This is a genomic window from Paraburkholderia sp. BR10923 (genome assembly GCF_040948765.1).
Taxonomy (GTDB): domain Bacteria; phylum Pseudomonadota; class Gammaproteobacteria; order Burkholderiales; family Burkholderiaceae; genus Paraburkholderia; species Paraburkholderia youngii.
On the sequence record NZ_JBFPKO010000003.1, the window covers coordinates 245847 to 272061 of the forward strand.

Genomic DNA, 26215 nt, shown 5'->3' on the forward strand with positions numbered 1-26215 from the left:
TCGCGCGCTCAGATTTCACACAAACGCCGCGCGCCTTCGAGCAGCGTCGCGTCGTCCTTCGAGAAACTCAGGCGAATCAGCCCCGAATCCGTGCCGTCGGTGTAGAACGCCGACAACGGAATCGTCGCGACGCGCGCATCGCGGATCAGGCGCAGCACGAAATCGCTGTCGCTTTCATCGGAGAAGCCGCGGAACCGGGCGAGCATAAAGAAACTGCCTTCGCTCGGCAACAATTCGAAGCGCGATTCGCGCAGCGCATGCGCGAGCAGATCGCGCTTCTTCTGATAGAAGTCGGACAGGCCGAGATAGCTGTCGCGATTGGCGAGCGCGTCCACGAACGCGTGTTGCATCGGCGTATCGGCGGAGAACACCATGAACTGGTGGACCTTGCGGATTTCGTCCATCAGCGCGGCGGGTGCGAGGCAATAGCCGACGCGCCAGCCGGTCACGTGATACGACTTGCCGAACGACGACACGATCACGCTGCGCTCCGCGAGTTCACGATGGCGCGCCATGCTCTGATGCTTCGCGCCGTCGAATACGACGTGCTCATAGACCTCGTCGGACAGAATCACGATGCCGGTGTTGCGCGTGAGCGCCTTCAGCCGCTCGATATCGGCGTCACTAAAGATCGTCGCGGTCGGATTGTGCGGCGTGTTGACGATGATCATGCGCGTCTTCGGCGTGATCGCCGCGGCGACTTCGTCCCAGTTCACGCGGAAGTGATCGAGCGACAGCTTGACCGCAACCGGCTTCGCGCCCTGCAGGCGCACGATCGGGCCATAGCTGTCGAACGACGGCTCGAAGTAGATTACTTCGTCGCCCGGATGCACGAGCGCGCTGATCGTCGAGTAGAGCCCTTCGCTCGCGCTCGCGAGCACCGTCACTTCGCTGGCCGGGTCGTAGCGCACGCCGTACAGCGTTTCCACCTTGTCCGCGAGCGCTTCGCGCAGCGCGACGATGCCGGCCATCGGCGCGTACTGGTTGTGACCGGCGCGCATCGCCTGTGCGACGCCGTCGACGAGCGCCGGGTCCGGCGCGAAATTCGGTGCGCCCTGCGACAGGTTCAACGCATCATGTCGCGCGGCCAGCTGGCCGATCACGGTAAAAATGGTGGTGCCGACGTCCGGCAGTTTCGAGCGGGCTTGCATGGCGCTCTGCATAAGACTTTCTCCCTTTCTTCAGCCGCTGGCGGCCGTACAAAACGGCGCGGCGGGGCGTTCCTTCCAGTGGAGTGATTAGGCATCAGCCAAAGAACGCTCACAATCGAAACTTTGTCATGCGCGGCATGCGTTTTCGTCATGGCTCGCGGTAGGCCGCTGGGCGCCGGGGTAAGCCAGCCGGATCATGGTTTGTGGGGAGGCGGTGGCGAATGCGGGAACCCGCGTAGGTATGAAGGAATGTGATGCTGAGCGGTTTGCCTACGAAAACGGCCGCAGACGCGGCCGTTTTCGAGTTATCGGACTTTCAAGGAAAGCCGGAGCTTCGCGTGAATCACGCTTCGTCCATCAAACGGACCTTGACCTTGCGCCCCTTCAGCTTGCCCGCGCTGAGCCGGCGCACCGCCTCGCGCGCGATGCTGCGCTCCACCGCGACATAAGTCGACATGTCGGTCACGTTGATCTTGCCGATCTGCGAGCCCGCGAAACCGGCGTCGCCGGTCAGCGCACCGAGCACGTCGCCGGGACGGATCTTGTCCTTGCGGCCGCCGAGAATCTGCAGCGTTTCCATCGGCGGCAGCAGCGGGTCGTTGCTGGCCGCCTTCAGCTCGGCCAGCTTATGCCATTCGACGTCGCGCTTGTGCGCCTGCTCGATCCCGCCGACACGTCCCATCTCGTCCATGCTCGCGAGACTCAGCGCCCAGCCTTCCTGGTCGGCCCGGCCCGTGCGGCCGATGCGGTGCGTGTGCACTTCCGGGTCCGGGGTCACGTCGACGTTGATCACCGCTTCGAGTTGCGCGATATCGAGGCCGCGCGCGGCGACGTCGGTCGCGACCAGCACCGAGCAGCTGCGGTTCGCGAACTGGATCAGCACCTGATCGCGCTCGCGCTGATCGAGTTCGCCGTGCAGCGCGAGCGCATGAAAGCCTTGCGCGCGCAGTACGTCGAGCAGATCCCGGCACTGCTGCTTCGTGTTGCAGAACGCGATCGTGCTGACCGGACGGTAGTGATTCAACAGCAGGCCGACCGCGTGCAGACGCTCGTCTTCGGTCACTTCGTAGAAACGCTGACGGATCTTGCTGTCGTCGTGCCGCTCGGCGAGTTTCACTTCCTTCGGGTTGCGCAGGAATTGTTGGCTCAGCTTCGCGATGCCCTCCGGGTACGTCGCCGAAAACAGCAGCGTTTGGCGCTCTTTCGGGCATTGCCGCGCGACCTTCGCAATGTCGTCGAAGAAACCCATGTCGAGCATGCGGTCGGCTTCGTCGAGCACGAGCGTGTTCAGCGCTTGCAGCACGAGCGTGCCGCGTTCGAGGTGATCCATGATACGGCCCGGCGTGCCGACCACGACGTGCGCGCCGTGTTCGAGGCTCGCCGTCTGCGGACGCATCGGCGTGCCGCCGCACAAGGTCAGCACCTTGATGTTTTCTTCCGCGCGCGCGAGACGGCGGATTTCCTGCGTGACCTGATCGGCGAGTTCGCGCGTCGGGCATAGCACCATTGCCTGCGTGTCGAACTTGCGTGCGTCGAGACGCGCGAGCAGCGCCAGCGAAAACGCCGCGGTCTTGCCGCTACCGGTTTTCGCCTGAGCGATCAGATCATCGCCAGCGAGCGCGATCGGCAGGCTCGCGGCCTGGATCGGCGTCATCTCGAGGTAGCCGAGCTGCGTCAGGTTCGCGAGCGTCGCGGGCGGGAGCGGCAGTTCGCTGAATGCGGCGCCGGCGGGGGTGGGACTATTCATAGGGTCGTCTGTAGAAATCGCGATTACTCGGCCATCGGGCCATGATCGGGGCGGCCCGGCAGCTGCTCGTACAGCACCTCGCCGTCGTCGCCGTCGAAACGCTCGACGTAGTTGCGCGCGCCGCACAGCGGACAGCGGAACAGGAGCCCCTGGCCTTCGTTCTTGATGACGACGTCGGATTGCTCCCACTGCGCGCCGCAGGACTGGTTTCTACAGGTGAACACGTTGATTCTCCAACTGGATTCGATGATCGATCGGCAAAGTCGCTCGCGCGGCCTTGCCGTGTATGGGGTTGTTGCGCCGGCGCCGCGTCGTGCCTTCGAAGCGCACGACGACGGCCGGCATAGCGTCAGCCGAGATGCGTATGCCGCGGACGCGGCACGGCCACATCCATGTCGGTCAGGCCGTGCACGATCCCGCAGTCTTCGACCGGATGCTCGCCGTGGCATTGGTCGCGCAGCGTCGTCAGTTGCGCCTTCAATTGATGCAGTTCTTCGATACGCGTGTCGACATGCGCAATGTGCTCCTCGACCAGCGTATGCATGCCGCCGCAGCCGTTCGCCGGCGCGTCGGTCAGACGCAGCAATGCGCGGATTTCGTCGTGGGTCATGTCGAGCGCGCGGCAATTGCGGATGAAACGCAGGCGCTCGACGTGCTTCGCCGTGTAACTGCGGTAGTTGGCTTCGGTGCGCTCCGCCTCGGGCAGCAGGCGCTCTTTTTCGTAAAAACGGATGGTTTCCGTCGTGCAATGAGCGATTTTCGCCAGTTCGCCGATTTTCATGGACCTTTCCTCCACGCGGCCTTGACCTTGTAGTGGCTTCAAGGTGTTTACTAGACCACAAATCGCACGAGGAAGCCACCAATGCCTGAAGTCAACCGTTATGCCACCGATCGTCCAGAAGTGGGCGAAGCCTGTCGCCTCGGGGCTTGCGGGGAGGTTGATGCACGGCACGACCATGCTCACGGCAGGGATACGGATGGGGAATGCGGGCATTCGCATGGGCATGAGCACGTTCATGGTGCCGACGCGGGTAGTGGTCATCGGCATGAAGGACACGATCATGACGATGGCCATGACCATGACCACGGTCACTCTCACGGCGCCTGCTGCGCCTCCACCGCGTTCACGCCGACGCAGCTGCGCCTGCCGGCGTCCGAGGCCGTCGGCGACGACCTGCGCACCGCGATCCGCATCCTGCAGATGGACTGCCCGACCGAAGAAGCGCTGATCCGCAAGAAACTCGCTCGCATGCCGGACGTGCGCAGCATGGACTTCAACCTGATGCAGCGCGTGCTGACCGTCGTCCACGCGTCGGATGCGCTCGAACCGGTCCTCGCCGCGCTGCGCTCGCTCGACTTCACGCCCGAACTGGCGAGCGATGCCGGCGCTGGCAATGCCAGCGCGGCGTCTATTGCGGCTTCTGGCGCCGTACAGAAGACGTGGTGGCCGTTGATCCTCTCCGGCGTGATAGCGGCGACCTCAGAAGCCGCTAGTTGGCTTGGTGCGCCCGTCTGGGTAGTGGCGGGACTCGCGATCGTCGCAATCGCGTCCTGCGGCCTCACGACGTATCGCAAGGGCTGGCTCGCGCTGCGCAACGGCAACATGAACATCAACGCGCTGATGAGCATCGCCGTGACCGGCGCGGCGCTGCTCGGCCAATGGCCCGAAGCCGCGATGGTGATGGTGCTGTTCGAGATCGCCGAGCTGATCGAGGCGCGCTCGCTCGACCGCGCGCGCAACGCGATCGAAGGGCTCATGCGGCTCACGCCCGCCGAGGCGAGCGTGCAGCAGCCCGACGGCGCGTGGCAGCTCGTGCGCGTCGACTCGATCGCGCCCGGCGCGCTGGTGCGCGTGAAGCCGGGCGAGCGGATCGCGCTCGATGGCGATATCGTCGCAGGCCGTTCGAGCGTCGATCAGGCGCCGATCACCGGTGAGAGCCTGCCGGTCGACAAAGCCGTCGGCGACGATGTGTTCGCCGGCACGATCAACCAGGCGGGCTCGTTCGACTACCGTGTGACGGCTGCGTCTGGCAACACGACGCTCGCGCGCATCATCCATGCGGTCGAGGAGGCGCAGGGCACGAAAGCGCCGACGCAGCGCTTCGTCGATGAATTTGCGCGCGTCTATACGCCGATCGTGTTCGCGATTGCGCTCGCTGTCGCTCTGGTCCCGCCGCTGCTGTTCGGCGGAGCGTGGCACGGGTGGGTCTATAAAGCGCTGGTGCTGCTCGTGATCGCATGTCCGTGCGCGCTCGTGATTTCGACGCCTGTGACGATCGTCAGCGGGCTCGCGGCTGCCGCGCGCAAGGGGATTCTGATCAAGGGCGGCGTCTACCTCGAACAGGGGCGCAAGCTGAGCCGCCTGGCGCTCGATAAGACCGGGACGATTACGCATGGCAAGCCGGTGCAGACGGAGTTTCAGGTGGTTGGTGATGAGGCCGACGCCTTCCGTTACCGCACCCTCGCGGCGAGTCTCGCGGGTCGCTCCGATCATCCTGTTTCGATGGCGATTGCTGCTGCCGCAAATGATGATCGCGTTGAACACCTGCACGTCGATGCGTTCGAAGCGATCGCCGGACGCGGCGTGCGCGGCGAGATCGATGGCATCGCGTACTGGCTCGGCAATCATCACTTGATCGAAGAACTGGGCCGCTGCTCGCCGCAACTCGAAGCACGCCTCGATCCGCTCGAAGAGCAAGGCAAAACCGTCGTGATGCTCGCCGACGCGCAGCGCGTGCTCGCGCTGTTCGCGGTCGCCGACACGGTGAAGGAGACGAGCCGCGCCGCCGTCGCCGAATTGCGACGGCTCGGTGTCAGCACCGCGATGCTGACCGGTGACAACCGCCACACAGCCGAGGCGATCGCCCATCTGGTCGGCGTCGATGAAGCGCGCGGCGATCAGTTGCCCGAGGACAAGCTCGATACGGTCGCGCAATGGTCGGCCGATGGCGCGACCGTCGGCATGGTCGGCGACGGCATCAACGATGCGCCCGCGCTCGCGCGTGCCGACATCGGCTTCGCGATGGGGGCGATGGGTACCGACACTGCGATCGAAACCGCCGATGTCGCGTTGATGGATGACGATCTGCGCAAGATTCCGGCGTTTCTCCGGCTGTCGAAAGCGACGTATGCGGTGCTGGTGCAGAACATCTCGCTCGCGCTGGGCATCAAGAGCCTCTTTCTCGTGCTGACGTTGATGGGCTTCGGCACGATGTGGATGGCGGTGTTCGCCGATGTCGGTGCGAGCTTGCTGGTGGTGGGAAATGGCTTGAGATTGTTGCGAAAGTGAGTGGGTCCGAGGTCTACGCTCGTTGCGTCCTACGTGGAACCGTCGCTCACGGCTGGGTGCGTCGGCGCGTTTGCCAGCAGATCATCGCTGTCGTCTTTCAAACCCACTCCCGTGAGTCTCAGCGTCCTCGCCTGCGTGAGCAGATAGTGCAGTTTATGCGCGGCCTGCGGATAGTCGAGCCCTTCGGGGCGCACGTTCGAAATGCAGTTGCGCTGCGCATCGCTGCAACCCACTTTCGGCGCGTACGTGATGTAGATGCCGAGGCTATCGGGCGAACTCAAACCTGGTCGCTCGCCGATCAGCATCACGACGATTTTCGCGTCGAGCAATTCTCCGATCTCGTCGCCAAGCGCGACGCGTGCCTGACGCGCGACCACTACGGGACCGATGGTCCAATCCGCCAGCTTTGGATGTATCGCTTGCAGCAACGGTACAGCCTGCTTCGATGCGGCAAACGCCGATAGGCCATCACCGATCACGAACAGCACATCGTTTGATTGCGTTGGCAGACGCGCAAGCGTGGTGCGACTCTCATCCGACAGACGCCGCCCAAGATCAGGTCGCCTCAAATAATGCTCGCGATCCGGCGCGGCGCTATGCACGTCGAGCGTGTTGAAACCTTGTTCTTGCAATTGTGCGTGAAGCGCGTCCGCATCGAGCGGATGATGCACAGCGTCGCGTGCCTGCGCATGTGCGAGATTGAACGCGAGCAGCGGCGCGGTCGGCAGGCTGTTGCCCGCGCGGCCCAACGCGATGCGTGCCTGCGTAAACCGACGCAGCGCGTTCCACGGGTCCTTGTCGAGTGCGTCGTTCTCGCTCATGCGATCCCCATCCAGTCGCGCGCGCCTTCGAGCAGCGGTTGGCGCGCCGATGCGCCGATCAACGCACCGCGTTCGTCGATGATCTGCATCGACTCCAGCCATTCCTCGAATTCAGGCGCGCGCCGCAAACCGAGCACGTCGCGCACGTACAGCGCATCGTGAAACGACGTGCTCTGATAGTTGAGCATCACGTCGTCCGCACCCGGCACGCCCATGATGAAATTGATGCCCGCGACGCCGAGCAGTGTCAGCAGATTGTCCATGTCGTCCTGATCCGCTTCCGCGTGATTCGTGTAGCAGATGTCGCAACCCATCGGCACGCCGAGCAGTTTGCCGCAGAAGTGATCCTCGAGACCCGCGCGCGTGATCTGCTTGCCGTCGTACAGATACTCGGGGCCGATGAAACCGACCACCGTGTTCACCAGAAACGGTTTGAACTTGCGCGCGACCGCGTATGCGCGCGCCTCGCAGGTCTGCTGATCGACGCCGAAATGCGCATCCGCCGACAACGCGCTGCCCTGCCCCGTTTCGAAGTACATCAGATTGCTGCCGACGGTGCCGCGTTTGAGCGACAGCCCCGCCTCGTACGCTTCCTGCAACAGCGCGAGCGAAATGCCGAAGCTCGCGTTCGCTTTCTCCGTGCCCGCGATCGACTGGAACACGAGATCGACCGGCGCGCCTTTTTCGATCGCGGCGATCGTGCTGGTTACGTGGGTGAGCACGCACGATTGTGTCGGCACCTGGTAGCGCTGGCGGAATTCGTCGATCATTAGCAGCAGTTTGGTGATCGCGGCGAGATTGTCGCTGGCGGGATTGATGCCGATCATTGCGTCGCCGCAGCCGTACATCAGGCCGTCGAGCATCGAGGCGGCGATGCCTTTGACGTCGTCGGTTGGGTGGTTCGGTTGCAGGCGTACGGACATGTGGCCGGGTAAGCCGACCGTGTTGCGAAAGCGGGTGATGACCGGGCGTTTACGGGCGGCGGTGATCAGGTCCTGGTTGCGCATCAGCTTCGATACCGCGGCGACCATCTCCGGTGTGAGGCCCTGGGTGATGCGGGTTAGTGCGTCGGTGTCGGTGGCGGTGCTGAGCAGCCAGTTGCGGAAGTCGCCTACCGTCAGATGAGAGATTTCGGCGAACGCTTGGGGAGAGTGATCGTCGATGATCAGGCGGGTGACTTCGTCGGTTTCGTAGGGGATCAGCGGTTCGTTCAGGAACGTGCGCAACGGCACTTGTGCCAGCGCCATTTTGGCGGCGACACGCTCTTCTTCGCTTGCTGCCGCGATGCCGGCGAGCTGGTCCCCCGAGCGTTGCGGGCTCGCTTTTGCGAGCACAGTTTTCAGATCGGCGAAGCGGTATGTGCGACTGCCGATCGATTCGGTGTAGCTCATGGTTGCGGCTCCATTGCTTCGCGCGGACGCGGATAGGAATGGGAACGGCGGTTAGATGCTGCGGGCTGCTTGCCGCTGGTGGTGCGCACTACACGATAGCGCCAAATTGGAGCAGCGTCACGTTGCCGGGGTTGGGCTGCCTACCGGGGCTGCGCCGGGGCACTCCCGTTTGTGCGCGCGCATCGCGCGGTCAACAGGTGCTTAATCCGCTTGTCGCGGATTACGTTAAATCCGCAGGTTTTGGTAAACGGCTGGCATGCGGCAGCGTGGTACCTTGTTCGCATCCTCTCGCGCCAATTTTCTGCGGTCCAGTCAGTCATGCACGAATCAGATCATCGGGCTCGATACGAAACGCGACTCGCACGCGTACTCGACCATATCTACGATCACCTCGACGAACCGCTCGATATCGGACGGCTGGCGGAGATTGCCTGTTTGTCGCCATATCACTGGCACCGGATCTATCAGGCGATGTATGGCGAGACGGTCGCGACCACCGTGCGGCGCTTACGGTTGCATCACGCAGCGGGGTTTCTTGCGAATAGTTCGATGCCGATTGCTCAGATCGCCGAGCGTGCGGGGTATAGCAGTTTGCAATCGTTTTCGCGGACGTTTCGCGCGGTGTTTGGTGTGCCGCCGGCGGAGTATCGAAGGAAAGGCACTCATAGCCGGTTTCGGCCGGCGCTCTCAGGAGACGATCAGATGACGACGATTCGTGAGGTCGTGATTCGTTATGTGGAGCCGATGGAGATTCTGTCGGTCGATCATGTCGGGCCTTATATGCAGATCGGCAAGGCTTTTGATGCGTTGTTTGGGTGGCTTGGGAAACATAATCTGCTTGCGGGGCAGATGCGGATGATCGGAGTTTACTTCGATGATCCGGGGGTGGTCGAGGAAGCTGCCTTGCGGTCGAAGGCGGGGGTGTTGTTGCCGGGGCCGGTGATGGCTGAGGCGGCACGGGCTGTTGGGATGGGTGGGGCGGTTTCTGTCACGCGTATACGCGGTGGGGAGTATGCGGTGTTGCGGCATGTTGGGCCGTATAGCGATATGCGGGCGGCTTATGAGTGGATATATGGGACCTGGCTCGTGCAGTCTGGACGAGAGGCAGCAGATGCACCGGTGTTTGAGGAGTATTTGAATAGTCCCAAGGAGACGGCGCCGGCGGAGTTGGTTACGGAGATTTGTTTGCCGTTGGCGTGAGGGGTGCGTGGCTGGGATGTTGCTGCCGTTGTGTGCGCATACGGTGCGCGGATTCCGGCTTGCTTCGCTGTTTTTATAGAGTTTGTATATGTATACGTAGTAATAGTTAACAAGTGATGCGTTCGGCTGTGGATAACTTGGAAGTTCGTTTACGGATCAACACGCTGCGGAATCGATAACCCTTGGGAGCGCGCGCGGACAGGTTAACGGAGCCAGGGAAAATTTTTTATCGACCCGTAAACGCTGAGGCTTTATCAAGGTTTCGCCCACAACGTGTTCGGCGGCTTTTACAAGAGTTGTCCAGTGGGCGATGTGGATAAGTTGGAGGTTAACCTAACGTCATTTTTTGTAGCGACGAATATCGTCAAAAGCGAAGTACAGGCGCCTGGGTGAAGACAGCGATAACAAATACGCATACCGGACGTTCTGATATTCCTTTGAACGAGTGAACTTGACGTAGTCGGGATTGAACTTCCAGAAGATGGTGCCGCCGTGAGCTGCAGTCGAGTCATAAACATGATCGTAGCGATAGAGTTCGGTCTTTTCGATGGTGAGCGCCTCATTTTTTGTCCGTCATGTCCTTGCCGCCGGCTCACGATCAAGCCACATGACGGTACATAGGTCTGCAGCGCCCTCGACGGCAGTGCTTTGACCGCTATCGAAACTCGCTGCCCGCGTATGCATCACGCCGTCCTTGAGCAGGTCGTATTTGTACCCCTTCGCCGGATTTCCGTGCTCATCTTCCGGTCCGAACCACTGTTCGATCACCTGCTCATCATGAGCACCGCCTTCCGTCGACCCAGACGAGGCGGTGTAGAAGCCGAACGGGTTGACGAGTAGCGCCTCTCCCTTAGGCATGCGATAGCGGCAAAAAAGAAAGGGCCTGCAAGTCTTCCAACTTGCAGGCCCGGACAACCACCGATCGCCGGTTAAATCATCGGCTCGGCCAATCATCCACTTCAAACATCAATATTCCCCGCCCTAAGCGCATTAGATTCAATGAAAGCCCGACGCGGCTCCACATCATCCCCCATAAGCGTAGTAAAGATGCCATCAGCAGCAATAGCATCCTCAATCTGCACCCGAAGAAGACGCCGCACTTGCGGATCCATGGTCGTCTCCCAAAGCTGCTCAGGATTCATCTCCCCGAGGCCTTTATAGCGCTGCTTGGACATATTCCGCTCAGCATCAGCCAGCAACCACTTCATTGCACTCTTGAAGTCGGTGACAGCCATACTCCGCTCCCCGCGCTTGATCACAGCGCCAGCCCCAATCAACCCCTTAAACGTATTAGCGGTATTAACAAGCTGCTGATAATCGGCAGTCAGCTGAAACTCTTCATCGATCACGGAAATCTTCTGATTCCCATGATGCGTGCGCGCGACGCGCAGCGAGCGCAGCTCTCGCACCGGGTCATACATCGTGGTCACGGTCACATCAGGCTTCAGCGCGTCATCCCGCAGCTTCGCTTCGAGCGCGCGAGCCGAAGCCTCAGCCGCCTGCTCGCTGGAGAGATCGACAGCGACGCCATCCATCACCGCCTCGAGCGCGCCAGCGTCGTACAGTCGGCTCAACCGATCAACCACCGCCTGTGCCAACAGATACGACCGCGCCAACTCACCGAGCGCATCCCCAGTAATCGGAGTCGCCCCTTCAGAAGCCACCAACTCCGACCCCTGCAACGCGAGCCGAAGAATATGCGCATTAACTTCCGACTCATCCTTCAGATACCGCTCATCCTTCCCCGCCTTGATCTTGTACAGCGGCGGCTGCGCGATATAGATATACCCGCGCTCGATCATCTCCGGCATCTGCCGATAGAAGAACGTCAACAACAGCGTCCGGATGTGCGCACCGTCAACGTCAGCATCGGTCATGATGATGATGCGGTGATAGCGCAGCTTGTCGAGGTTGTAGTCTTCCTTGCCGATGCCGCATCCAAGCGCGGTAATCAGCGTAACGATCTGCTCGGAAGACAGCAGCTTGTCGTAACGCGCCTTCTCGACGTTCAGCACCTTACCGCGCAGCGGCAAGATAGCCTGGAACTTCCGATCACGCCCCTGCTTCGCCGACCCACCCGCCGAGTCACCCTCGACGATATAAATCTCCGACTTCGCCGGATCCTTCTCCTGACAATCCGCGAGCTTCCCAGGCAAACCAACCCCATCGAGCACACCCTTACGCCGCGTCATCTCACGCGCCTTGCGCGCCGCATCGCGCGCACGCGCCGCATCGACAATCTTGCCGCAGATGATCTTCGCGTCGCCCGGCGTCTCAAGCAGGAATTCCTCCAGCGCCTTCGCGACTACTTCTTCCACCGGCGCGCGGACTTCCGACGACACCAGCTTGTCCTTCGTCTGCGAGCTGAACTTCGGCTCCGGCACCTTCACCGACAGCACGCACGACAGCCCTTCACGCATGTCGTCGCCCGACGTTTCGACCTTCGCCTTCTTCGCGACTTCGTGATCGGCGATGTACTTGTTAAGCACGCGCGTCATCGCCGCACGCAAACCGGTAAGGTGCGTGCCGCCGTCGCGCTGGGGAATATTGTTCGTGAAGCACAGCACGTTTTCGTTGTAGCTGTCGTTCCACTGCATCGCCACTTCGACGCCCACACCATCCTTTTCACCCATGATGTGAAAGATGTTCGGGTGCAGCACGGACTTGTTCTTGTTGATGTACTCGACAAAGCCCTTCACGCCGCCGACGAACGCGAAATCTTCCTCTTTGCCCGAGCGCTGATCGAGCAAGCGAATCCGCACGCCGTTATTGAGGAACGAAAGCTCACGAATCCGCTTCGCGAGAATGTCGTAGTGATATTCGACATTGCCGAAAATCGTGTCATCGGCCATGAAATGCACTTCGGTGCCGCGGTTTTCGGTGTCGCCGATCACCTGCATCGGCGACGTGGTCACGCCGTCGATTTCTTCGAGCACGCGGTTCTGCGGCACGCCACGGTGGAATTCCATGAAGTGCTTCTTGCCATCGCGGCGCACCGTGAGGCGCAGCCACGCCGACAACGCGTTCACGCACGACACGCCGACACCGTGGAGGCCGCCCGACACCTTGTAGCTGTTCTGGTCGAACTTGCCGCCGGCGTGCAGCTCGGTCATCACGATTTCAGCGGCGCTGCGCTTCGGATCGTGCTTGTCGTCCATCTTCAGGCCGGTCGGCACGCCGCGGCCGTTGTCGGTGATCGAGATCGAGTTGTCCGCGTGGATGATCACCTGAATGTCGTTGCAATGCCCGGCGAGCGCTTCGTCGATCGAGTTGTCGAGCACTTCGAACACGAGGTGGTGCAGACCGGTGCCATCCGATGTATCCCCGATGTACATTCCAGGCCGCTTGCGCACGGCTTCCAGACCTTCGAGGATCTGGATGGACGAGGCGCCGTAGCTGTTATCGGGCTGCGTATTGTTCATGTCAGTCATGGATTTTTTCCGGTTCTGCGTTACTGCGAGATTGCTGCTCTGGACTTTTCAAAACGCCATAAAAACGCCAAAGGGGCGCTGCGCCCCTTGGTGTTCTTCTTGATGTTGGACGCGTCAGATGCGCATCGGCATCACCACGTACTTGAATTCGTCGTTCTCGGGAATCGTGATCAACGCGCTGGAGCTGGCATCACCCAGGCTCACCTGCAACATGTCGACCTTCAGGTTCGCTAGCACGTCGAGCAGATACGTGACGTTGAACCCGATGTCGACGCTGTCGCCGTCGTATGCGATTTCCAGTTCTTCCTGCGCCTCTTCCTGATCGGCGTTGGTCGACATGATCTTCAACTGGCCCGGCTCGACGATGCAGCGCACGCCCTTGAACTTATCCGACGTCAGAATCGCCGCGCGTTGCAGCGAGCGCTGCAGTTCTTCACGGCCGATCTGGAATTTGTTCTTGTGGGACTTCGGAATCACCCGCTGGAAGTCGGGGAACTTGCCTTCCACGAGCTTCGACACGAGTTCGACCTGGCCGAACGTGAACTTGACCTGTGTCTGCGCGATGTCGATGTTCAGCGTGTCGTCGATGTCTTCGAGCAGGCGCTGCAGTTCGAGAATCGTCTTGCGCGGAATGATCACTTCCTGGCGCGCGAACGAGCCCTCGATCTTCATCGACGAGAACGCGAGACGATGGCCGTCGGTCGCGACCGCCATCAGCTGATCGCCGTCCACCACCAGCAGCATGCCGTTCAGGTAGTAGCGGATGTCCTGCTGGGCCATCGAGAAATGGACCATGCCGAGCAACTGGCGGAACGTCTTTTGCGGAACCACGAGGCTCGCGCCGTAGTCTTTAGCCTGAGCGACGGTCGGGAATTCGTCCGCGGCGAGCGTTTGCAGCGCAAAGCGGCTCTTGCCGGATTGCACTGTCAGGCGCTTGTCGTTCAACGTCAGCGTCACCTGGCCGTCGGGCATGGCGCGCAGAATGTCGAGGAGCTTGCGCGCCGCCACCGTGGTCGCGACCGAATCGCCACCCACGCCGAAATCGGCGCGCGTGGTGATCTGCAACTCGAGGTCGGTCGACAGGAACGATACGTCAGGACCGTTCTTGGTGATCAGCAAATTGGCGAGGATCGGCAACGTATGGCGGCGTTCGACGATGCCGCTCACGGTTTGCAGCGGCCTGAGGAGGTTGTCGCGTTCGGTCTTGACCAGTTGCATAGGGTTCCTTCGTTGATATAACGGCCTGCACGCCTTACGGGACAAGCATTTCAGCGCGCAGCCACGGCTCCCCGCCGGCGCCCTGAAAAGCGCCCGACACGGCGTGAAATCCGCCCGTCGCCGCCGGGCGGTTAAACCTGTATTGTGCCTGAAAACGGGACCGCCTCACTAAAATGGGGGCGAGTTCGGGAATAAACAGGTCGATTTTGCGGGGCGTAGTCCGGGTTGCCGACGGTTTTTCACGCCGCTGCCCGGCGCGACCGGTTCGCAGGCGCGATTCTCCGCCACTTCGGGCCGGTTTCACCGCAAATTCATCGCGGGTTCGCCGCGTTTTTGCGTCGCTTCTGCCCGCATGCCGTCGCGTTCCTTGCCATTCCCCGTCAGGACCCGGCTGCGCCGCCGGGTTGTTGGTCCCCTGCCCGTTTCTCTATGTCACAGCGATTGGTGCCGCCGTCCGTTTCGCAATCGCGTGCGGCCAGCCCATTTAGCCCTTCAGTGTCTGTTCCAGCACGTGCAGTTCGTGGTTCAACTGCGCGTCCTTGCTGCGCTCGTCGGCGATCTTGCGCACGGCGTGCAGCACCGTGGTGTGGTCGCGCCCGCCGAACAGCTCGCCGATTTCCGGCAGGCTCTTCTGCGTCAGTTCCTTCGCCAGGTACATCGCGATCTGCCGCGGCCGCGCGATGTTCGCCGGACGCTTCTTCGAATACATGTCCGCGACCTTGATGCTGTAAAAGTCGGCGACCGTCTTCTGGATGTTTTCCACCGAGATCTGCCGGTTCTGCACCGTCAGCAGATCTTTCAGCGCTTCCTTGGTCAGTTCGATCGTGATTTCGCGGCCATGGAACTTCGAATACGCGAGGATCTTGCGCAGCGCGCCCTCGAGCTCACGCACGTTCGAGCGCAGATGCTTCGCGACGAAGAACGCCACGTCCTCGTTCAGGCTCACGAACTCCGATTGCGCCTTGCGCATCAGAATCGCGACGCGCATTTCGAGTTCGGGCGGCTCGATCGCCACCGTCAGGCCCGAGTCGAAGCGTGAGATCAGGCGGTCGTCGATACCCGAGATTTCCTTCGGATACGTATCGCTCGTGATGATCACCTGCGCCTTGTTTGCGACCAGCGCCTCGAATGCGTAGAAGAATTCCTCTTGGGTGCGCGACTTGCCCGAAAAGAACTGAATATCGTCGATCAGCAGCAGGTCGAGCGAGTGGTAGTAGCGCTTGAAGTCGTCGAACGCCTTGCGCTGGTACGCCTTCACGACATCGGACACGTACTGTTCCGCGTGGATGTAGCGAATCCGCGCGCCGGGCTTGTCCATCAGCAACTGGTTGCCGATCGCGTGGATCAGGTGGGTCTTGCCGAGGCCCACGCCACCGTACAGGAACAGCGGGTTATACGAGATGCCGGGATTGTCGGCGACCTGAATCGCCGCAGCGCGGGCGAGCTGGTTCGCCTTACCGGTCACGAAGTTGTCGAAGGTCAGGACGGGGTTCAGCTTCGAGCGCTCGTACATTGAGTCGCTTTCGCTGGTTGCCGCCGCGCCCGCGCCTTGGCCCGGCCGCCACGTGCGGCGCCCAGCGGCGGCTTCGTTCGCGTCGAGGCTGGGCAGATCGAGGTCGGCGGCGTCTTCGGCGGCGCTGCGCGGATTCGCGTTTTGCGCGGCGAGCGCCGCTGCCGCGGCTGCGGGATTCGCGCGCGCGGCATGCGCGGCCTGCACGGCGCCGACGGCGGCATCCACGGCTGCGACGCCGCCGGCATTACCGCCTTGCGGCGCGGTCGAAGCCGGGCGCGCTGACGACGGAGTCGGCGCAGCGGCCCCCGGGGCGCGCATACCGGCCTTCGGATCCAGTACGAATTGCACGTCCACCGGCGCGTGCCAGAAATCGCGGGCCATATCCGCGATGCGGCCGGAGAACTGGCTCTTGACCCAGTCGAGCTTGAAGCGGTTCGGCGCGGCAATGCTCAACGTGTTCGCATCGGCGTCGAAGGCGACCGGGGCCAAGGGTTTGATCCACGTCACGTACTGCTGGGGCGTAAGCTCACGCTCCAGCAATGCGGAACAGTGTTGCCAGAATTCGTTCATCAAGTTGCTATCGTTATGGTGTGCACGGCGGTCGCCGCTGCACCTGTCGCGCGCCCGCAACAAGGCCCTGAGCAGCCAGGCGTGACGGCCCCAGGCGCTTGTGCCACAAGGGTCTGCGGGACAAGCGTGCCGGAGCGACGTGCAACATTTTTGGGAAGTAAGGCGAGATTCTAACGCCAAAACGGACCCGAAAGTGAGTTATCCACAGGGACCGATCACCGCGCCCGGCAAACCCCGGCTGCGTCAGAAGCAGGCTAAACTATTGACGGCCAACGGAAAACCAGTTTAAATAGCGGGTTCCGCGAAAACCAATTCCAGTAAACCACCGGCCATTGCGCTTTCAGCGATGATCGCGCGGTTTTTTTCGATCAAGTGAGAGCAACATGAAACGTACTTACCAACCTTCCGTTACCCGTCGCAAGCGCACCCACGGCTTCCGCGTTCGCATGAAGACCGCTGGCGGCCGCAAGGTCATCAACGCACGTCGCGCGAAGGGCCGCAAGCGCCTCGCGATCTAAGGCAAGCGGATTGCGCGCTGTGACCGAAGCCCGCGGCGAAGCGGGAGCGGCCGGGGCGCAGCAACCGGGCTCGGTTCCGTTGCGAGCGCAAGCCGCCTTCCCCAAAGCCGCAAGGCTGCTAAAAACGGATGAATTTTCATCCGTTTTTCGTTTGCGGCCGTGGCGCCGTACCGCGCACTTCGTCGTGTACGGCCGGCCCACCGGCAACGAGGCGCGTCTTGGCCTCGTGATCGGCAAGAAGTATGCGCCGCGCGCGGCCACGCGGAATCTGGTGCGTCGGATCGCGCGTGAAGCCTTCCGGCTGCGTCGCGCGGAATTCGGCGGTTGGGATGTGCTGCTGCGTCTACACACGCGTTTCGACAAAAAAGCTTTGCCGAGCGCGTCATCGCTGCCGTTGAAGGCGCTGTGCCGCAGCGAAATCGAGGCGTTGCTCGACAAGGCAGCGCGCGAAATTACCCGTCGTCAGGCGCCGCCCGCGGAGGCGCCCAGGACGGAATGACGCAGTGACCGCCCGCACAGCGGTCGCCGCAACGGGCGTTGCGCCGGCAGCTACAGGGCGCGGGCGTCGCCCGGTACTTCACGTTGCGCGGCGCCGTACGGCCGCATCTGCCATGCAAACGGTACTTCTCGCTTTATTGCGTTTTTACAAGCTTGCCGTGAGCCCCATGCTCGGCAACCGGTGCCGTTTTTACCCTTCCTGCTCTGATTACGCGCGCGAGGCAATCCAGTATCATGGCGCCGCGCGCGGGACTTATCTCGCCGTGAGGCGTGTTTGCCGCTGTCACCCGTTTTCCGCGGGCGGCATCGATCTCGTCCCGCCACCCACTTCTGAAAAGCGCTGACGCGCCGTTCCATCGACACTGAGACAACGCATGGATATCAAACGCACCGTCCTATGGGTCATCTTTTTTATGTCAGCTGTCATGCTGTTCGACAACTGGCAACGCGACCACGGACGCCCGTCGATGTTCTTCCCGAGCACGACGCCGACCCAGACCGCCGGCACTGCCGCGCCGGGCACCACGACGCCGGGCACCCAGCCGGCCGACCTGCCGGCCACTAACGCGGCCGCGCCCGGCAACGCGCCGGCGGCCGAGCAATCGCATCTCGTGAAGTTCGGCACAGACGTCTACACCGGCGAAATCGACACCCGCGGCGGCACATTGTCGCGCCTGTCGCTCATCAAGCAGGGCGACGGCAAGCAGCCGGATCTCGTGATCACGCTGTTCGACAAGACCAACAGCCACACGTATCTCGCACGCACCGGCCTGCTCGGCGGTGACTTCCCGAATCACAACGACGTCTTCACGCTGATGCCGAATCAGCCGACCCAGCTGGCTGAAGGTCAGAACTCGTTCCAGATGAGTTTCGAGTCGCCGGAAAAGGGCGGCCTCCGGGTCATCAAGACGTACACCTTCACGCGCGGCAGCTACGTGATCGGCGTCGAGACGAAGGTCCAGAACGTCGGCACCTCGCCGGTGACGCCGCAGGTCTATATGGAACTCGTGCGCGACGACCAGCCGGTCGAAACACCGCGCTTCTCGCACACGTTCATCGGACCGGCCGTCTACACGGACGAGCATCACTTCCAGAAGATGACGTTCAGCGATCTCGACAAGAACAAGCAGAACTTCGTGGCGTCGGCCAACGACGGCTGGGTCGCGATGGTCCAGCACTACTTCGCGTCGGCCTGGATTCCGCAGGAAGGCGTGAAGCGTGACTTCTACGCCGAGAAGATCGATCCGTCGCTGTATCGCGTCGGTATGAAGCAGGCAATGCCGACCATCCAGCCGGGCCAGACCGTCAGCGTGTCCGCGCGTCTGTTCGCCGGTCCGGAAGAAGAGCAGATGCTCGCGGGCATTGCGCCGGGCCTCGATCTGGTGAAGGACTATGGCTGGGTCACGATCATCGCGAAGCCGCTGTTCTGGCTGCTGTCGAAGATCCACAGCTACGTCGGCAACTGGGGCTGGTCGATCGTGCTGCTCACGCTGCTGATCAAGGCGGTGTTCTTCCCGCTGTCGGCCGCGAGCTACAAGTCGATGGCGCGCATGAAGGCGATCACGCCGCGCATGCAGGCACTGCGCGAGCGCTTCAAGGGCGATCCGCAGAAGATGAACGCGGCGTTGATGGAGCTGTACAAGACCGAGAAGGTCAATCCGTTCGGCGGCTGTCTACCGGTCGTGATCCAGATTCCGGTGTTCATCTCGCTGTACTGGGTGCTGCTGTCGTCGGTGGAAATGCGCGGCGCGCCGTGGATTTGGTGGATTCAGGATCTGTCGCAGCAGGACCCGTATTTCATCCTGCCGGTGCTGATGGCCGTATCGATGTTCCTGCAGACCAAGCTGAACCCGACGCCGCCAGACCCGGTTCAGGCCAAGATGATGATGTTCATGCCGATCGCGTTCTCGGTGATGTTCTTCTTCTTTCCCGCGGGTCTCGTGCTGTACTACGTCGTGAACAACGTGCTGTCGATCGCGCAGCAGTACTACATCACGCGGATGATGGGCACTTCGAAGGCGAAGCCGGCCTGATATTGCGTCGCAAAGCTGAAAACGAAAAGCCGCCCGGCGCGAACCGGGCGGCTTTTTTTATGGTGCGGTCGAAGCAAATGCGACGGTTTCGACGTTCACTCTTCGTCGGAATCTTCGCCGTAAAAGCGCACGATCATTTCCTCGACCAGATTCCGATCCTTTGGGGTCAACGATGCAATCTTCGACGCGAGCTCGATCGTTTCGGGTGTCGGCGGATATTTTTCGCCACGGGCCATCGGCCGTGCGCTGGCGCCGGGCGGCGGTCCGTAATGGAGCCAGTGCTCCTTGACGTTCAACCATTCGGCGAGCGTGCGCAACTTGTCCGGCTTCGGAATCGTCGTACCCGTCAGCCATTTGTGCGCGGTCTGTGGTGTTACGGGACGCTCGCCGTGATAGCGAAGATTGAACTGCTCGGCGAGTTTGGTCCCGCCGCGGATTTTCAGCGGCTCGAGCAGATCCTTCAGCCTCTTGGCGAAGGCGGCTTTTTCTTTGTCGGTCGGCATGGGCCAGATTGTGCAATTCAGCGTTCAACCAGTTGACAACCGACCAAGCTTTGTTTTCTCTTATTTGAGATAGTTTTAGCTTGCAGCGTGCGCCCGATAAAGCGTTGCGCGAATTCGATTTTTTTCATCTCTTTATTGACTGGCTTGGCTTTGCCTGAACAGCAGGTGCTGCCGAGTCTCAATTATTCTTAAGTAGCGCGATAATAATCCTAGCTTACTTGGGATAAATCTGAGATGTTCAAACCATAGCGAAAACAGACGCGTCATCCGCTTCGTGTCCTTCCCGCGAGCCCTTTCCTCCGATGCGCGCGCGTTACAATGCCTCGCGCCGACTCGACCAACGCGGCCCTGCCCTTCCCCTCCGTTTCGCAGACTTCACATGCTCACGACCGACTCCGATCCCATCGTTGCCATTGCTACCGCGCCCGGCCGGGGAGGCATCGGTGTCGTGCGGATTTCGTTCGGCCGTGCCGGCGCGGCGGCGGCCCAGCCTTTGATGCAGGCCCTCGCCGGCCAGACGCTCGCGGCGCGTCACGCGAGCTACGTGCCGTTTCTCGACGCGAGCGGCAATCCGCTCGACCGCGGCATCGCGCTGTACTTTCCGGCGCCGCATTCGTATACCGGCGAGCACGTGCTCGAACTGCAGGGCCATGGCGGGCCGGTTGTGCTGCAATTGGTCCTGCAGCGCTGCATCGACGCCGGCCGCGCGTTCGGTCTGCGGCTCGCCGAGCCCGGCGAATTCACGCGTCGCGCGTTTCTGAACGACAAGCTCGACCTCGCGCAGGCCGAAGCCGTCGCCGATCTGATCGAGGCGAGCACCGAGGCCGCCGCGCGTTCGGCCGGCCGCTCGCTCGACGGCGCGTTCTCGCGCGACATCCACGCGCTGGTCGAAGAAGTGATCACGCTGCGGATGCTGGTCGAAGCGACGCTGGACTTCCCCGAAGAGGAAATCGACTTCCTCGAAGCCGCCGACGCGCGCGGCAAGCTCGCGCGCATTCGCGAGCGTCTCGCGCATGTGCTGAGCGAGGCACGCCAGGGAGCGCTGCTGCGCGAGGGCTTGTCGGTGGTGCTGGCGGGGCAGCCGAACGTCGGCAAGTCGTCGCTGCTGAATGCGCTCGCTGGCGCCGAACTCGCGATCGTCACACCGATCGCCGGCACGACTCGCGACAAGGTCGCGCAGACAATCCAGATCGAAGGCATCCCGCTCCACGTGATCGACACGGCGGGACTGCGCGACACCGAGGACGAGGTCGAGAAGATCGGCATCGAGCGCACATGGGGCGAGATCGAACGCGCGGACGTGGTGCTGCATCTGCTCGACGCGCGCGCCGGCATGACGACCGACGACGAAACGATCGCCGGACGTTTTCCGCGCGGCGTGCCGGTCGTGCGTGTGCTGAACAAGACCGACCTGACCGGACTCGCGCCCGCCACGCGGGCGCTCGACGCCGATCTCGAACTCAGCGAGGTGCGGCTGTCGGCGAAGAAGGGTGACGGCGTCTCGTTGTTGCGCGACGAACTGCTGCGGATTGCCGGCTGGCAGGCGGGCGCGGAGAGCGTCTATCTCGCGCGCGAGCGTCACCTGATTGCATTGCGCGCGGCCGGCGAGCATCTGGCGACCGCCGCCGCGCATGCGGAGCAGAACGCGCAGGCACTCGATCTGTTCGCCGAGGAATTGCGGCTCGCGCAGGATCAGTTGAATTCGATCACGGGTGAGTTCAGCTCGGACGATCTGCTCGGAGTGATTTTCAGCCGATTCTGTATCGGCAAGTAACGCCGAACTCGTGAGTCGGCAAGATTGCGCGGCGACATAACGTTCTGCGGTCGAATAGCCGCTGCTGCCACGCAATCGAAAATCGCATTCTGTCAACCAAAAACCCCTCAGATTTTTGGTACACAACCGTGGTAAAAGTCTAAAATCCCCGCTGTCCGAACCTAAACGACGTACAGCGTCCCCAAAGCATGCCTCGCCTCGCCACCCCGCTCACCGAATCAGAGATCCGCGCGCTCGAACCGCGCGCGACCCGCTACTGTGTCGCCGACGGCAACGGCCTCGTGATCGAAGTCATGACGACCGGCACCAAGGTCTGGCGCTTCCGCTATACGTTGAATGGCAAGCGTCAGCCGCTCGCGACGATCGGCGATTACCGGATGATTTCGCTGCGCGTCGCGCGCGCGAAGGCCCAGAGGTACGCGGCACTCGTCGCGCAGGGCATCTCGCCGGTCGCGACCGCGCGGCGCGATCGAGGTGCCGAAAGCAAGGCCGACGTGCTGCGCGAAGCGGCCGAGCTTTATGTCGCGACGGCGCTGGCCGGCAAGTCGGACGAATATCGCCGCACCACCCGGCGCGCGCTCGACAAGGACGTGCTGCCCGCGATCGGCAACAAGCCGATCGGCGCGGTCACCGCTGACGACATCGTCGCGATCTGCGAGCGCATCAAAAGCCGCGGCGCGCCGAAAATGGCGCTGCACACGCGCAACGTCGTGAAGCGCCTGTACGCATACCTGATCGCACGTCAGCTTGCGACCAGCAACCCCGCGGAAGTCGTGCCGGCGCGCTCGATCGCGACCTTCGACAGCCGCACCCGCGTGTTGTCCGGCGCCGAGATCGGCGTCATGCTGCGCACCATCGACACGTCGAATATCCGCCGCCCGCTGAAGCTAGCGCTGCACCTGCTGGTGCTGACGATGGCGCGCAAATCGGACCTCATCGAATCCAGATGGGCCGAGTTCGATCTCGACAACGCGCTATGGACAATCCCCGCTGCCCGCCTGAACGCGCGCGAGGACCGCATCGTACGTCTGCCGCGTCAGGCGGTTGCGCTGCTGCGCGAGCTGCAGCGCGCGCGCACCAGCGAGACGTACGTGTTCCCGAGCGTCAGGGGCGACGATCGGCCGATCGCGAAAAGTACGCTGAACCAGGCGGTCAAGGCATTGGGGCTCGACGTGGAGCATTTCGTGCTGCATGACTTTCGTCGCACCGCGTCGACGCATCTGCGCGACATGGAGCAGCAATCAGCCGCGGCACGCGACATCACGAATCGTGAACCAACCGATGAAGCAGCGCGGGACCGTCGCATGCTTCAGAGTTGGGCGGACTTTGTCGATAGCCAGATGGAAGTCGCACGGCAGAGCGTGAACGGGACGGCTTGACGGCATCGTCATGGGTTTTGGCGAGATGTGACGCTGGCCGCCATGCCGGAATCGGGATGGTACACAGGCCGATGCGACCTCGTCGCAAACCTAATCGAACAAAGGAAAGTCATTAAAAAATAAGGTTTCTAAACCGCGCGAAAATGCGCCTTTTTCCGCTATTCACAACCGGTGCACATCATCGTTCTTTCCCCGCTTCCTTCGCCTACACTGAGAGATGGATGCAAGCAGATACGGAGGTTTCGATGCCTGAATCAATGCTCGCCTATCTGATGGGGCCTGCGGTCATGCTGGTGGTCGGCTTTGCCATCTGGATGATGTCGCGTCACCGCGACCCGTCCAAACCGCCCAAGCTCGAGCGCTGGCTCGACACGCATTACGCGGAGTGGCTGCATCACAAGCATTAAGGCGTGCCTCAATGAAAAAAGGCCGTCGCATCGAGCGACGGCCTTTTTGTCTTCGCGCTGCCAGTCTGGATCATCCGCGCATCGGAGCCATGCCACGTTCACCACTGCGGCTCGGGTTGCGGCTGTGCATAGCCGTACTGTCCGGGCGGCGGTGCGCCGCACGCGACATAGGCGCGCTGATACTGGTCATAGCAATATCCGGGCGGCGGTGCCACGTAGGCGGGCGCGGGCTGATACGCGGGCTCGGCATAAACCGGCTGCGGATACGCGACCAAAGGTGCCGGCGTCAACGCCGAGCTGACCACCGCGCCCAGCACCGCGCCGCCGATCAGCGCACCCACCACGTCGCCGCCGTGTCCGTGCGCCGACGCCTGGCCCGCCACCGTCAAACTACCCGCCATTACCAACGCCACTGCGATCTTTTTCATATTGAGCTCCCGCCGTTCAGGCATGGACGAATTGTCGCTGGCGCGGGCGGAAATAGATGCTGCAGTTGGTAACCGGACATTAACTCTGTAACAGGCGCATAACGTCAGAAGCGTCAGCCGACGCAGAGCATTGCGCGGCTTCAGCGGGGACGATTGCCGGGCTGGTCTTGTCGCGGGCGCCGACTATTATCTGACCAAGGGCAATGGTCAAAGAGCGCCCCGCCTCTCCGCAACGTGCCTTCCCTGACCGTCATTCGGGCTGAACCACATGGACACCTCTAAACCGCCCCAGAACGTCGCAACGCTGCATCCCGCAGACGAAGCACAGGCGCATGCGCATGCGCTCGTCGCGGAGGATCCACCGCGTCTCGCCATCGACGACTCGTTCGCGCGCATCCTCGCCGGCGCGCCAGCGGGCGAGTGCCCGATCAAAGTGCTGCTGGTCGATGACCAGCCGGTCATCGCCGACGCGGTGCGTTCGGCGCTCGCGGACGAGCCGGGTGTCGACTTTCACTACTGCGCGTCCTGGGAAGACGCGGTGCTCTGCGCCGAGGAAACGCGCGCGACGGTGATTCTGCAAGATCTCGCGATGCCGGGCGCCGATGGTCTGACGCTGGTGCGGCAATATCGGCTGAACCCGGCCACGCGCGACATCCCGATCATCGCGCTGTCGACCAAAGAAGAACCCCTCGTCAAAAGCGCGGCGTTCGCGGCCGGCTCGAACGATTACCTCGTCAAGCTGCCGGATCGCATCGAGCTGATCGCGCGCATCCGCTATCACTCGCGCTCGTATCTGAACCTGCAGCAGCGCGACGAGGCATACCGCGCGCTGCGGCAGTCACAGCAGCAACTGCTGGCGACGAATCTGGAGTTGCAGCGGCGCACGCATTCGGACGGTCTGACCGGCCTGTCGAACCGCCGCTACCTGGACCAGCATCTGGCCGACGAATGGCGCCGCGGCACGCGCGACAAGACCGGCCTCGGCCTCCTGATGATCGACGTCGATCACCTCAAGGCCTACAACGACACCTACGGGCACGTCGCCGGCGACGAAGTCCTGAAGAGCGTCGCGCATACGATCGAAGCGTGCCTCGGCCATTCACCGGATCTCGCCGCGCGCTTCGGCGGCGAGGAGTTCGCGGTGGTCGTGCCGGGCACGTCGGCGGGCGGCTTGCGCCTGCTCGCGGAGAAAATCCGCATCGCGGTCGAAGACCTCGCGATCACGCATGCGGGCTCGGCAGAGGGTGTCGTCACGATCAGCATCGGCGCGGCGATGGTGCTGCCGTCGGCGGCCGAACCGGTCACGTCGCTGATCGAGGCCGCCAGCGTCGGCCTGTATCGCGCGAAACACGACGGCAAGAATCAGGTCGCGGTGAGCGGCTGAGTCTTGCGCTGCCCTACCCCCTTTGTTTCACGCCGCCACGGCGCGCGTATAGCGCTCGGCCGGCGCGCTGCGCGACAGATTCGGCTGCAGATGCAGACGCGCGCTGTTCAGACGCTCCCAGTCGGCGGCATCGGGCAACGACGGGATCGTCACCAACTCACCCTGGTCGAGACCGGCAAGCGCCGCGTCGACCATGTCCTCGGCGCTCATCACGATCTGCGCAGGCAGGTTCTCGACTGCGAGACCCGCGCGATCCCAGAACGCGGTACTCGTCGCGCCCGGCAGCACCGCCTGCAGCCGCACGCCCTTGCCACCCACCTCGTGATGCAGCGACTGCGTGAGGTTCAGCACGTACGCCTTGGAGCCGCTATAGGTGCCGTTCAGCAATTCCGGCGACAGCGCGACGATCGACGAGATATTGATCACCGTGCCCGCGCCACGCGCGATGAAACCCGGCAACACCGCCGCCGTCAGGCGCGTGAGCGAGGTCACGTTCAGATCGATCATCTTCTCGAGTTCATCGATATCGGAGTCGAGCAGCGTCGCGGTCGCGCCGACGCCCGCGTTGTTGACCAGCATCGTGATGCCGCGCTCGGCGCGCAACTGGTTCTCGATGCGGCGCACGTCGGCCTTGTTGGACAGATCGGCGCTGACGGTGCTCACGCGCCGGCCGGTCTCCTTAGTCAGCCGCTCGGCGAGGCTGCTGAGGCGCGCGCCGTCGCGCGCGATCAGCAGCAGATCGTAGCCGCGTCGCGCGAGCCGGTCCGCGTAGACCGCACCGATCCCCGACGATGCGCCAGTGACCACCGCCGTGCCCTTACCTCCGTTCGAATCGCCTTGTACGCCCTTCTCTGCCTGCGTTGCCATTGAAGCTCTCCTTGTGGGCTGCGCACGATGCGACCGCCCTGACTGGTGAATGGGAACATCCGTGAACTCGCCGTCTCGCGGGTTTCGCGCTGG

General features: G+C 62.4%; 23 protein-coding genes. 10 read left to right on the top strand and 13 right to left on the bottom strand.

Annotated elements, in window-relative coordinates; all coding sequences use genetic code 11:
• Window positions 1-8 precede the first annotated feature (8 nt).
• From AB3X94_RS07080 to cadR, 4 genes are all read right to left on the bottom strand, one after another.
• A complete protein-coding gene (locus AB3X94_RS07080) occupies window positions 9-1163 on the bottom strand; it encodes a pyridoxal phosphate-dependent aminotransferase (RefSeq protein WP_368611135.1) in 1155 nt (384 codons plus the stop codon).
• 331 nt (window positions 1164-1494) lie between these two features.
• On the bottom strand, window positions 1495-2898 hold the full coding sequence (gene dbpA / locus AB3X94_RS07085; RefSeq protein WP_368611136.1) for an ATP-dependent RNA helicase DbpA: 1404 nt from the start codon (window positions 2896-2898) through the stop codon (window positions 1495-1497).
• Between the two features lie 23 nt (window positions 2899-2921).
• Entirely contained in the window at window positions 2922-3122 is a 201-nt protein-coding gene (locus AB3X94_RS07090) for a hypothetical protein (protein WP_176109856.1), read from the bottom strand.
• A 125-nt stretch (window positions 3123-3247) separates the two neighbouring features.
• Entirely contained in the window at window positions 3248-3679 is a 432-nt protein-coding gene (cadR, locus tag AB3X94_RS07095) for a Cd(II)/Pb(II)-responsive transcriptional regulator (RefSeq protein ID WP_176109857.1), read from the bottom strand.
• Window positions 3680-4099: 420 nt separating this feature from the next.
• Here cadR and AB3X94_RS07100 point away from each other — a divergent pair, with 420 nt between their 5' ends.
• Window positions 4100-6187, top strand: a complete 2088-nt coding sequence (locus tag AB3X94_RS07100) for a heavy metal translocating P-type ATPase (RefSeq protein WP_368611137.1) — start codon at window positions 4100-4102, stop codon at window positions 6185-6187.
• A gap of 29 nt (window positions 6188-6216) precedes the next feature.
• On the opposite strand, the gene eutC is transcribed toward AB3X94_RS07100, so the two are convergent.
• Both eutC and AB3X94_RS07110 read right to left on the bottom strand, forming a co-directional pair.
• On the bottom strand, window positions 6217-7008 hold the full coding sequence (gene eutC / locus AB3X94_RS07105) for an ethanolamine ammonia-lyase subunit EutC (protein WP_176109859.1): 792 nt from the start codon (window positions 7006-7008) through the stop codon (window positions 6217-6219).
• Window positions 7005-8399: an ethanolamine ammonia-lyase subunit EutB gene (locus AB3X94_RS07110; protein WP_176109860.1), complete on the bottom strand. Its 1395-nt coding sequence runs from the start codon at window positions 8397-8399 to the stop codon at window positions 7005-7007. The genes eutC and AB3X94_RS07110 overlap by 4 nt, the downstream gene beginning before the upstream one ends.
• A 318-nt stretch (window positions 8400-8717) precedes the next feature.
• Between AB3X94_RS07110 and AB3X94_RS07115 the strand changes: the two genes are divergently transcribed.
• Entirely contained in the window at window positions 8718-9599 is an 882-nt protein-coding gene (locus AB3X94_RS07115) for a GyrI-like domain-containing protein (RefSeq protein ID WP_176122384.1), read from the top strand.
• A 573-nt stretch (window positions 9600-10172) separates the two neighbouring features.
• Here AB3X94_RS07115 and AB3X94_RS07120 read toward each other — a convergent pair.
• From AB3X94_RS07120 to dnaA, 4 genes are all read right to left on the bottom strand, one after another.
• A complete protein-coding gene (locus tag AB3X94_RS07120; RefSeq protein WP_368611138.1) occupies window positions 10173-10562 on the bottom strand; it encodes a hypothetical protein in 390 nt (129 codons plus the stop codon).
• Window positions 10559-13030 (bottom strand): DNA topoisomerase (ATP-hydrolyzing) subunit B, encoded by a 2472-nt coding sequence (gyrB, locus tag AB3X94_RS07125; protein ID WP_176109862.1) that lies wholly within the window; start codon window positions 13028-13030, stop codon window positions 10559-10561. Before gyrB ends, AB3X94_RS07120 begins: the two co-directional genes overlap by 4 nt.
• 114 nt (window positions 13031-13144) lie before the next feature.
• A complete protein-coding gene (dnaN, locus tag AB3X94_RS07130) occupies window positions 13145-14248 on the bottom strand; it encodes a DNA polymerase III subunit beta (protein WP_013088024.1) in 1104 nt (367 codons plus the stop codon).
• A 484-nt stretch (window positions 14249-14732) separates the two neighbouring features.
• Window positions 14733-16331, bottom strand: a complete 1599-nt coding sequence (dnaA, locus tag AB3X94_RS07135; protein ID WP_368611139.1) for a chromosomal replication initiator protein DnaA — start codon at window positions 16329-16331, stop codon at window positions 14733-14735.
• Window positions 16332-16714: 383 nt separating this feature from the next.
• Here dnaA and rpmH point away from each other — a divergent pair, with 383 nt between their 5' ends.
• The 4 genes from rpmH to yidC all read left to right on the top strand — a co-directional run bounded on the left by rpmH (window position 16715) and on the right by yidC (window position 19380).
• A complete protein-coding gene (rpmH, locus tag AB3X94_RS07140) occupies window positions 16715-16849 on the top strand; it encodes a 50S ribosomal protein L34 (RefSeq protein ID WP_004198824.1) in 135 nt (44 codons plus the stop codon).
• 10 nt (window positions 16850-16859) lie between these two features.
• Window positions 16860-17348, top strand: coding sequence for a ribonuclease P protein component (locus AB3X94_RS07145; RefSeq protein ID WP_176109864.1), 489 nt, complete (start codon window positions 16860-16862; stop codon window positions 17346-17348).
• A gap of 112 nt (window positions 17349-17460) precedes the next feature.
• The gene (gene yidD, locus AB3X94_RS07150) at window positions 17461-17691 is read left to right on the top strand and encodes a membrane protein insertion efficiency factor YidD (protein WP_013091032.1); all 231 of its coding nucleotides are present in this window, start codon (window positions 17461-17463) and stop codon (window positions 17689-17691) included.
• Window positions 17692-17721: 30 nt separating this feature from the next.
• On the top strand, window positions 17722-19380 hold the full coding sequence (gene yidC, locus AB3X94_RS07155; protein WP_176109866.1) for a membrane protein insertase YidC: 1659 nt from the start codon (window positions 17722-17724) through the stop codon (window positions 19378-19380).
• Window positions 19381-19475: 95 nt separating this feature from the next.
• Here the strand turns inward: yidC and AB3X94_RS07160 are convergent, their stop codons facing one another.
• Window positions 19476-19883, bottom strand: a complete 408-nt coding sequence (locus AB3X94_RS07160; RefSeq protein WP_176109867.1) for an XRE family transcriptional regulator — start codon at window positions 19881-19883, stop codon at window positions 19476-19478.
• A gap of 379 nt (window positions 19884-20262) precedes the next feature.
• On the opposite strand from AB3X94_RS07160, the gene mnmE reads away from it, so the two are divergent.
• From mnmE to AB3X94_RS07175, 3 genes are all read left to right on the top strand, one after another.
• Window positions 20263-21657: a tRNA uridine-5-carboxymethylaminomethyl(34) synthesis GTPase MnmE gene (mnmE, locus tag AB3X94_RS07165; RefSeq protein WP_368611140.1), complete on the top strand. Its 1395-nt coding sequence runs from the start codon at window positions 20263-20265 to the stop codon at window positions 21655-21657.
• A 188-nt stretch (window positions 21658-21845) separates the two neighbouring features.
• Window positions 21846-23036, top strand: coding sequence for an integrase arm-type DNA-binding domain-containing protein (locus tag AB3X94_RS07170; protein WP_176109869.1), 1191 nt, complete (start codon window positions 21846-21848; stop codon window positions 23034-23036).
• 245 nt (window positions 23037-23281) lie between these two features.
• On the top strand, window positions 23282-23443 hold the full coding sequence (locus AB3X94_RS07175; protein WP_176109870.1) for a hypothetical protein: 162 nt from the start codon (window positions 23282-23284) through the stop codon (window positions 23441-23443).
• Window positions 23444-23541: 98 nt separating this feature from the next.
• On the opposite strand, the gene AB3X94_RS07180 is transcribed toward AB3X94_RS07175, so the two are convergent.
• Window positions 23542-23871 carry an ecotin precursor gene (locus AB3X94_RS07180; protein ID WP_176380619.1) on the bottom strand — a complete coding sequence of 110 codons (330 nt, stop codon included), beginning with the start codon at window positions 23869-23871 and terminating at the stop codon, window positions 23542-23544.
• Between the two features lie 268 nt (window positions 23872-24139).
• On the opposite strand from AB3X94_RS07180, the gene AB3X94_RS07185 reads away from it, so the two are divergent.
• Complete coding sequence (locus AB3X94_RS07185; RefSeq protein ID WP_368611141.1) at window positions 24140-25255, top strand: diguanylate cyclase; 1116 nt, start codon at window positions 24140-24142, stop codon at window positions 25253-25255.
• 27 nt (window positions 25256-25282) lie between these two features.
• Here the strand turns inward: AB3X94_RS07185 and AB3X94_RS07190 are convergent, their stop codons facing one another.
• A complete protein-coding gene (locus AB3X94_RS07190) occupies window positions 25283-26122 on the bottom strand; it encodes an SDR family NAD(P)-dependent oxidoreductase (protein ID WP_368611142.1) in 840 nt (279 codons plus the stop codon).
• Window positions 26123-26215 lie beyond the last annotated feature (93 nt).

Excerpts from the sequence above, each read along its gene's own strand:
- AB3X94_RS07080 (WP_368611135.1), bottom strand. The coding sequence starts at position 1,163 with ATGCAGAGCGCCATGCAAGCCCGCTCGAAACTGCCGGACGTCGGCACC.
- dbpA (WP_368611136.1), bottom strand. The coding sequence starts at position 2,898 with ATGAATAGTCCCACCCCCGCCGGCGCCGCATTCAGCGAACTGCCGCTC.
- cadR (WP_176109857.1), bottom strand. The coding sequence starts at position 3,679 with ATGAAAATCGGCGAACTGGCGAAAATCGCTCATTGCACGACGGAAACC.
- AB3X94_RS07100 (WP_368611137.1), top strand. The coding sequence starts at position 4,100 with ATGGACTGCCCGACCGAAGAAGCGCTGATCCGCAAGAAACTCGCTCGC.
- eutC (WP_176109859.1), bottom strand. The coding sequence starts at position 7,008 with ATGAGCGAGAACGACGCACTCGACAAGGACCCGTGGAACGCGCTGCGT.
- AB3X94_RS07110 (WP_176109860.1), bottom strand. The coding sequence starts at position 8,399 with ATGAGCTACACCGAATCGATCGGCAGTCGCACATACCGCTTCGCCGAT.
- AB3X94_RS07115 (WP_176122384.1), top strand. The coding sequence starts at position 8,718 with ATGCACGAATCAGATCATCGGGCTCGATACGAAACGCGACTCGCACGC.
- gyrB (WP_176109862.1), bottom strand. The coding sequence starts at position 13,030 with ATGACTGACATGAACAATACGCAGCCCGATAACAGCTACGGCGCCTCG.
- dnaN (WP_013088024.1), bottom strand. The coding sequence starts at position 14,248 with ATGCAACTGGTCAAGACCGAACGCGACAACCTCCTCAGGCCGCTGCAA.
- dnaA (WP_368611139.1), bottom strand. The coding sequence starts at position 16,331 with ATGAACGAATTCTGGCAACACTGTTCCGCATTGCTGGAGCGTGAGCTT.
- rpmH (WP_004198824.1), top strand. The coding sequence starts at position 16,715 with ATGAAACGTACTTACCAACCTTCCGTTACCCGTCGCAAGCGCACCCAC.
- yidD (WP_013091032.1), top strand. The coding sequence starts at position 17,461 with ATGCAAACGGTACTTCTCGCTTTATTGCGTTTTTACAAGCTTGCCGTG.
- yidC (WP_176109866.1), top strand. The coding sequence starts at position 17,722 with ATGGATATCAAACGCACCGTCCTATGGGTCATCTTTTTTATGTCAGCT.
- AB3X94_RS07160 (WP_176109867.1), bottom strand. The coding sequence starts at position 19,883 with ATGCCGACCGACAAAGAAAAAGCCGCCTTCGCCAAGAGGCTGAAGGAT.
- mnmE (WP_368611140.1), top strand. The coding sequence starts at position 20,263 with ATGCTCACGACCGACTCCGATCCCATCGTTGCCATTGCTACCGCGCCC.
- AB3X94_RS07170 (WP_176109869.1), top strand. The coding sequence starts at position 21,846 with ATGCCTCGCCTCGCCACCCCGCTCACCGAATCAGAGATCCGCGCGCTC.
- AB3X94_RS07175 (WP_176109870.1), top strand. The coding sequence starts at position 23,282 with ATGCCTGAATCAATGCTCGCCTATCTGATGGGGCCTGCGGTCATGCTG.
- AB3X94_RS07180 (WP_176380619.1), bottom strand. The coding sequence starts at position 23,871 with ATGAAAAAGATCGCAGTGGCGTTGGTAATGGCGGGTAGTTTGACGGTG.
- AB3X94_RS07185 (WP_368611141.1), top strand. The coding sequence starts at position 24,140 with ATGGACACCTCTAAACCGCCCCAGAACGTCGCAACGCTGCATCCCGCA.
- AB3X94_RS07190 (WP_368611142.1), bottom strand. The coding sequence starts at position 26,122 with ATGGCAACGCAGGCAGAGAAGGGCGTACAAGGCGATTCGAACGGAGGT.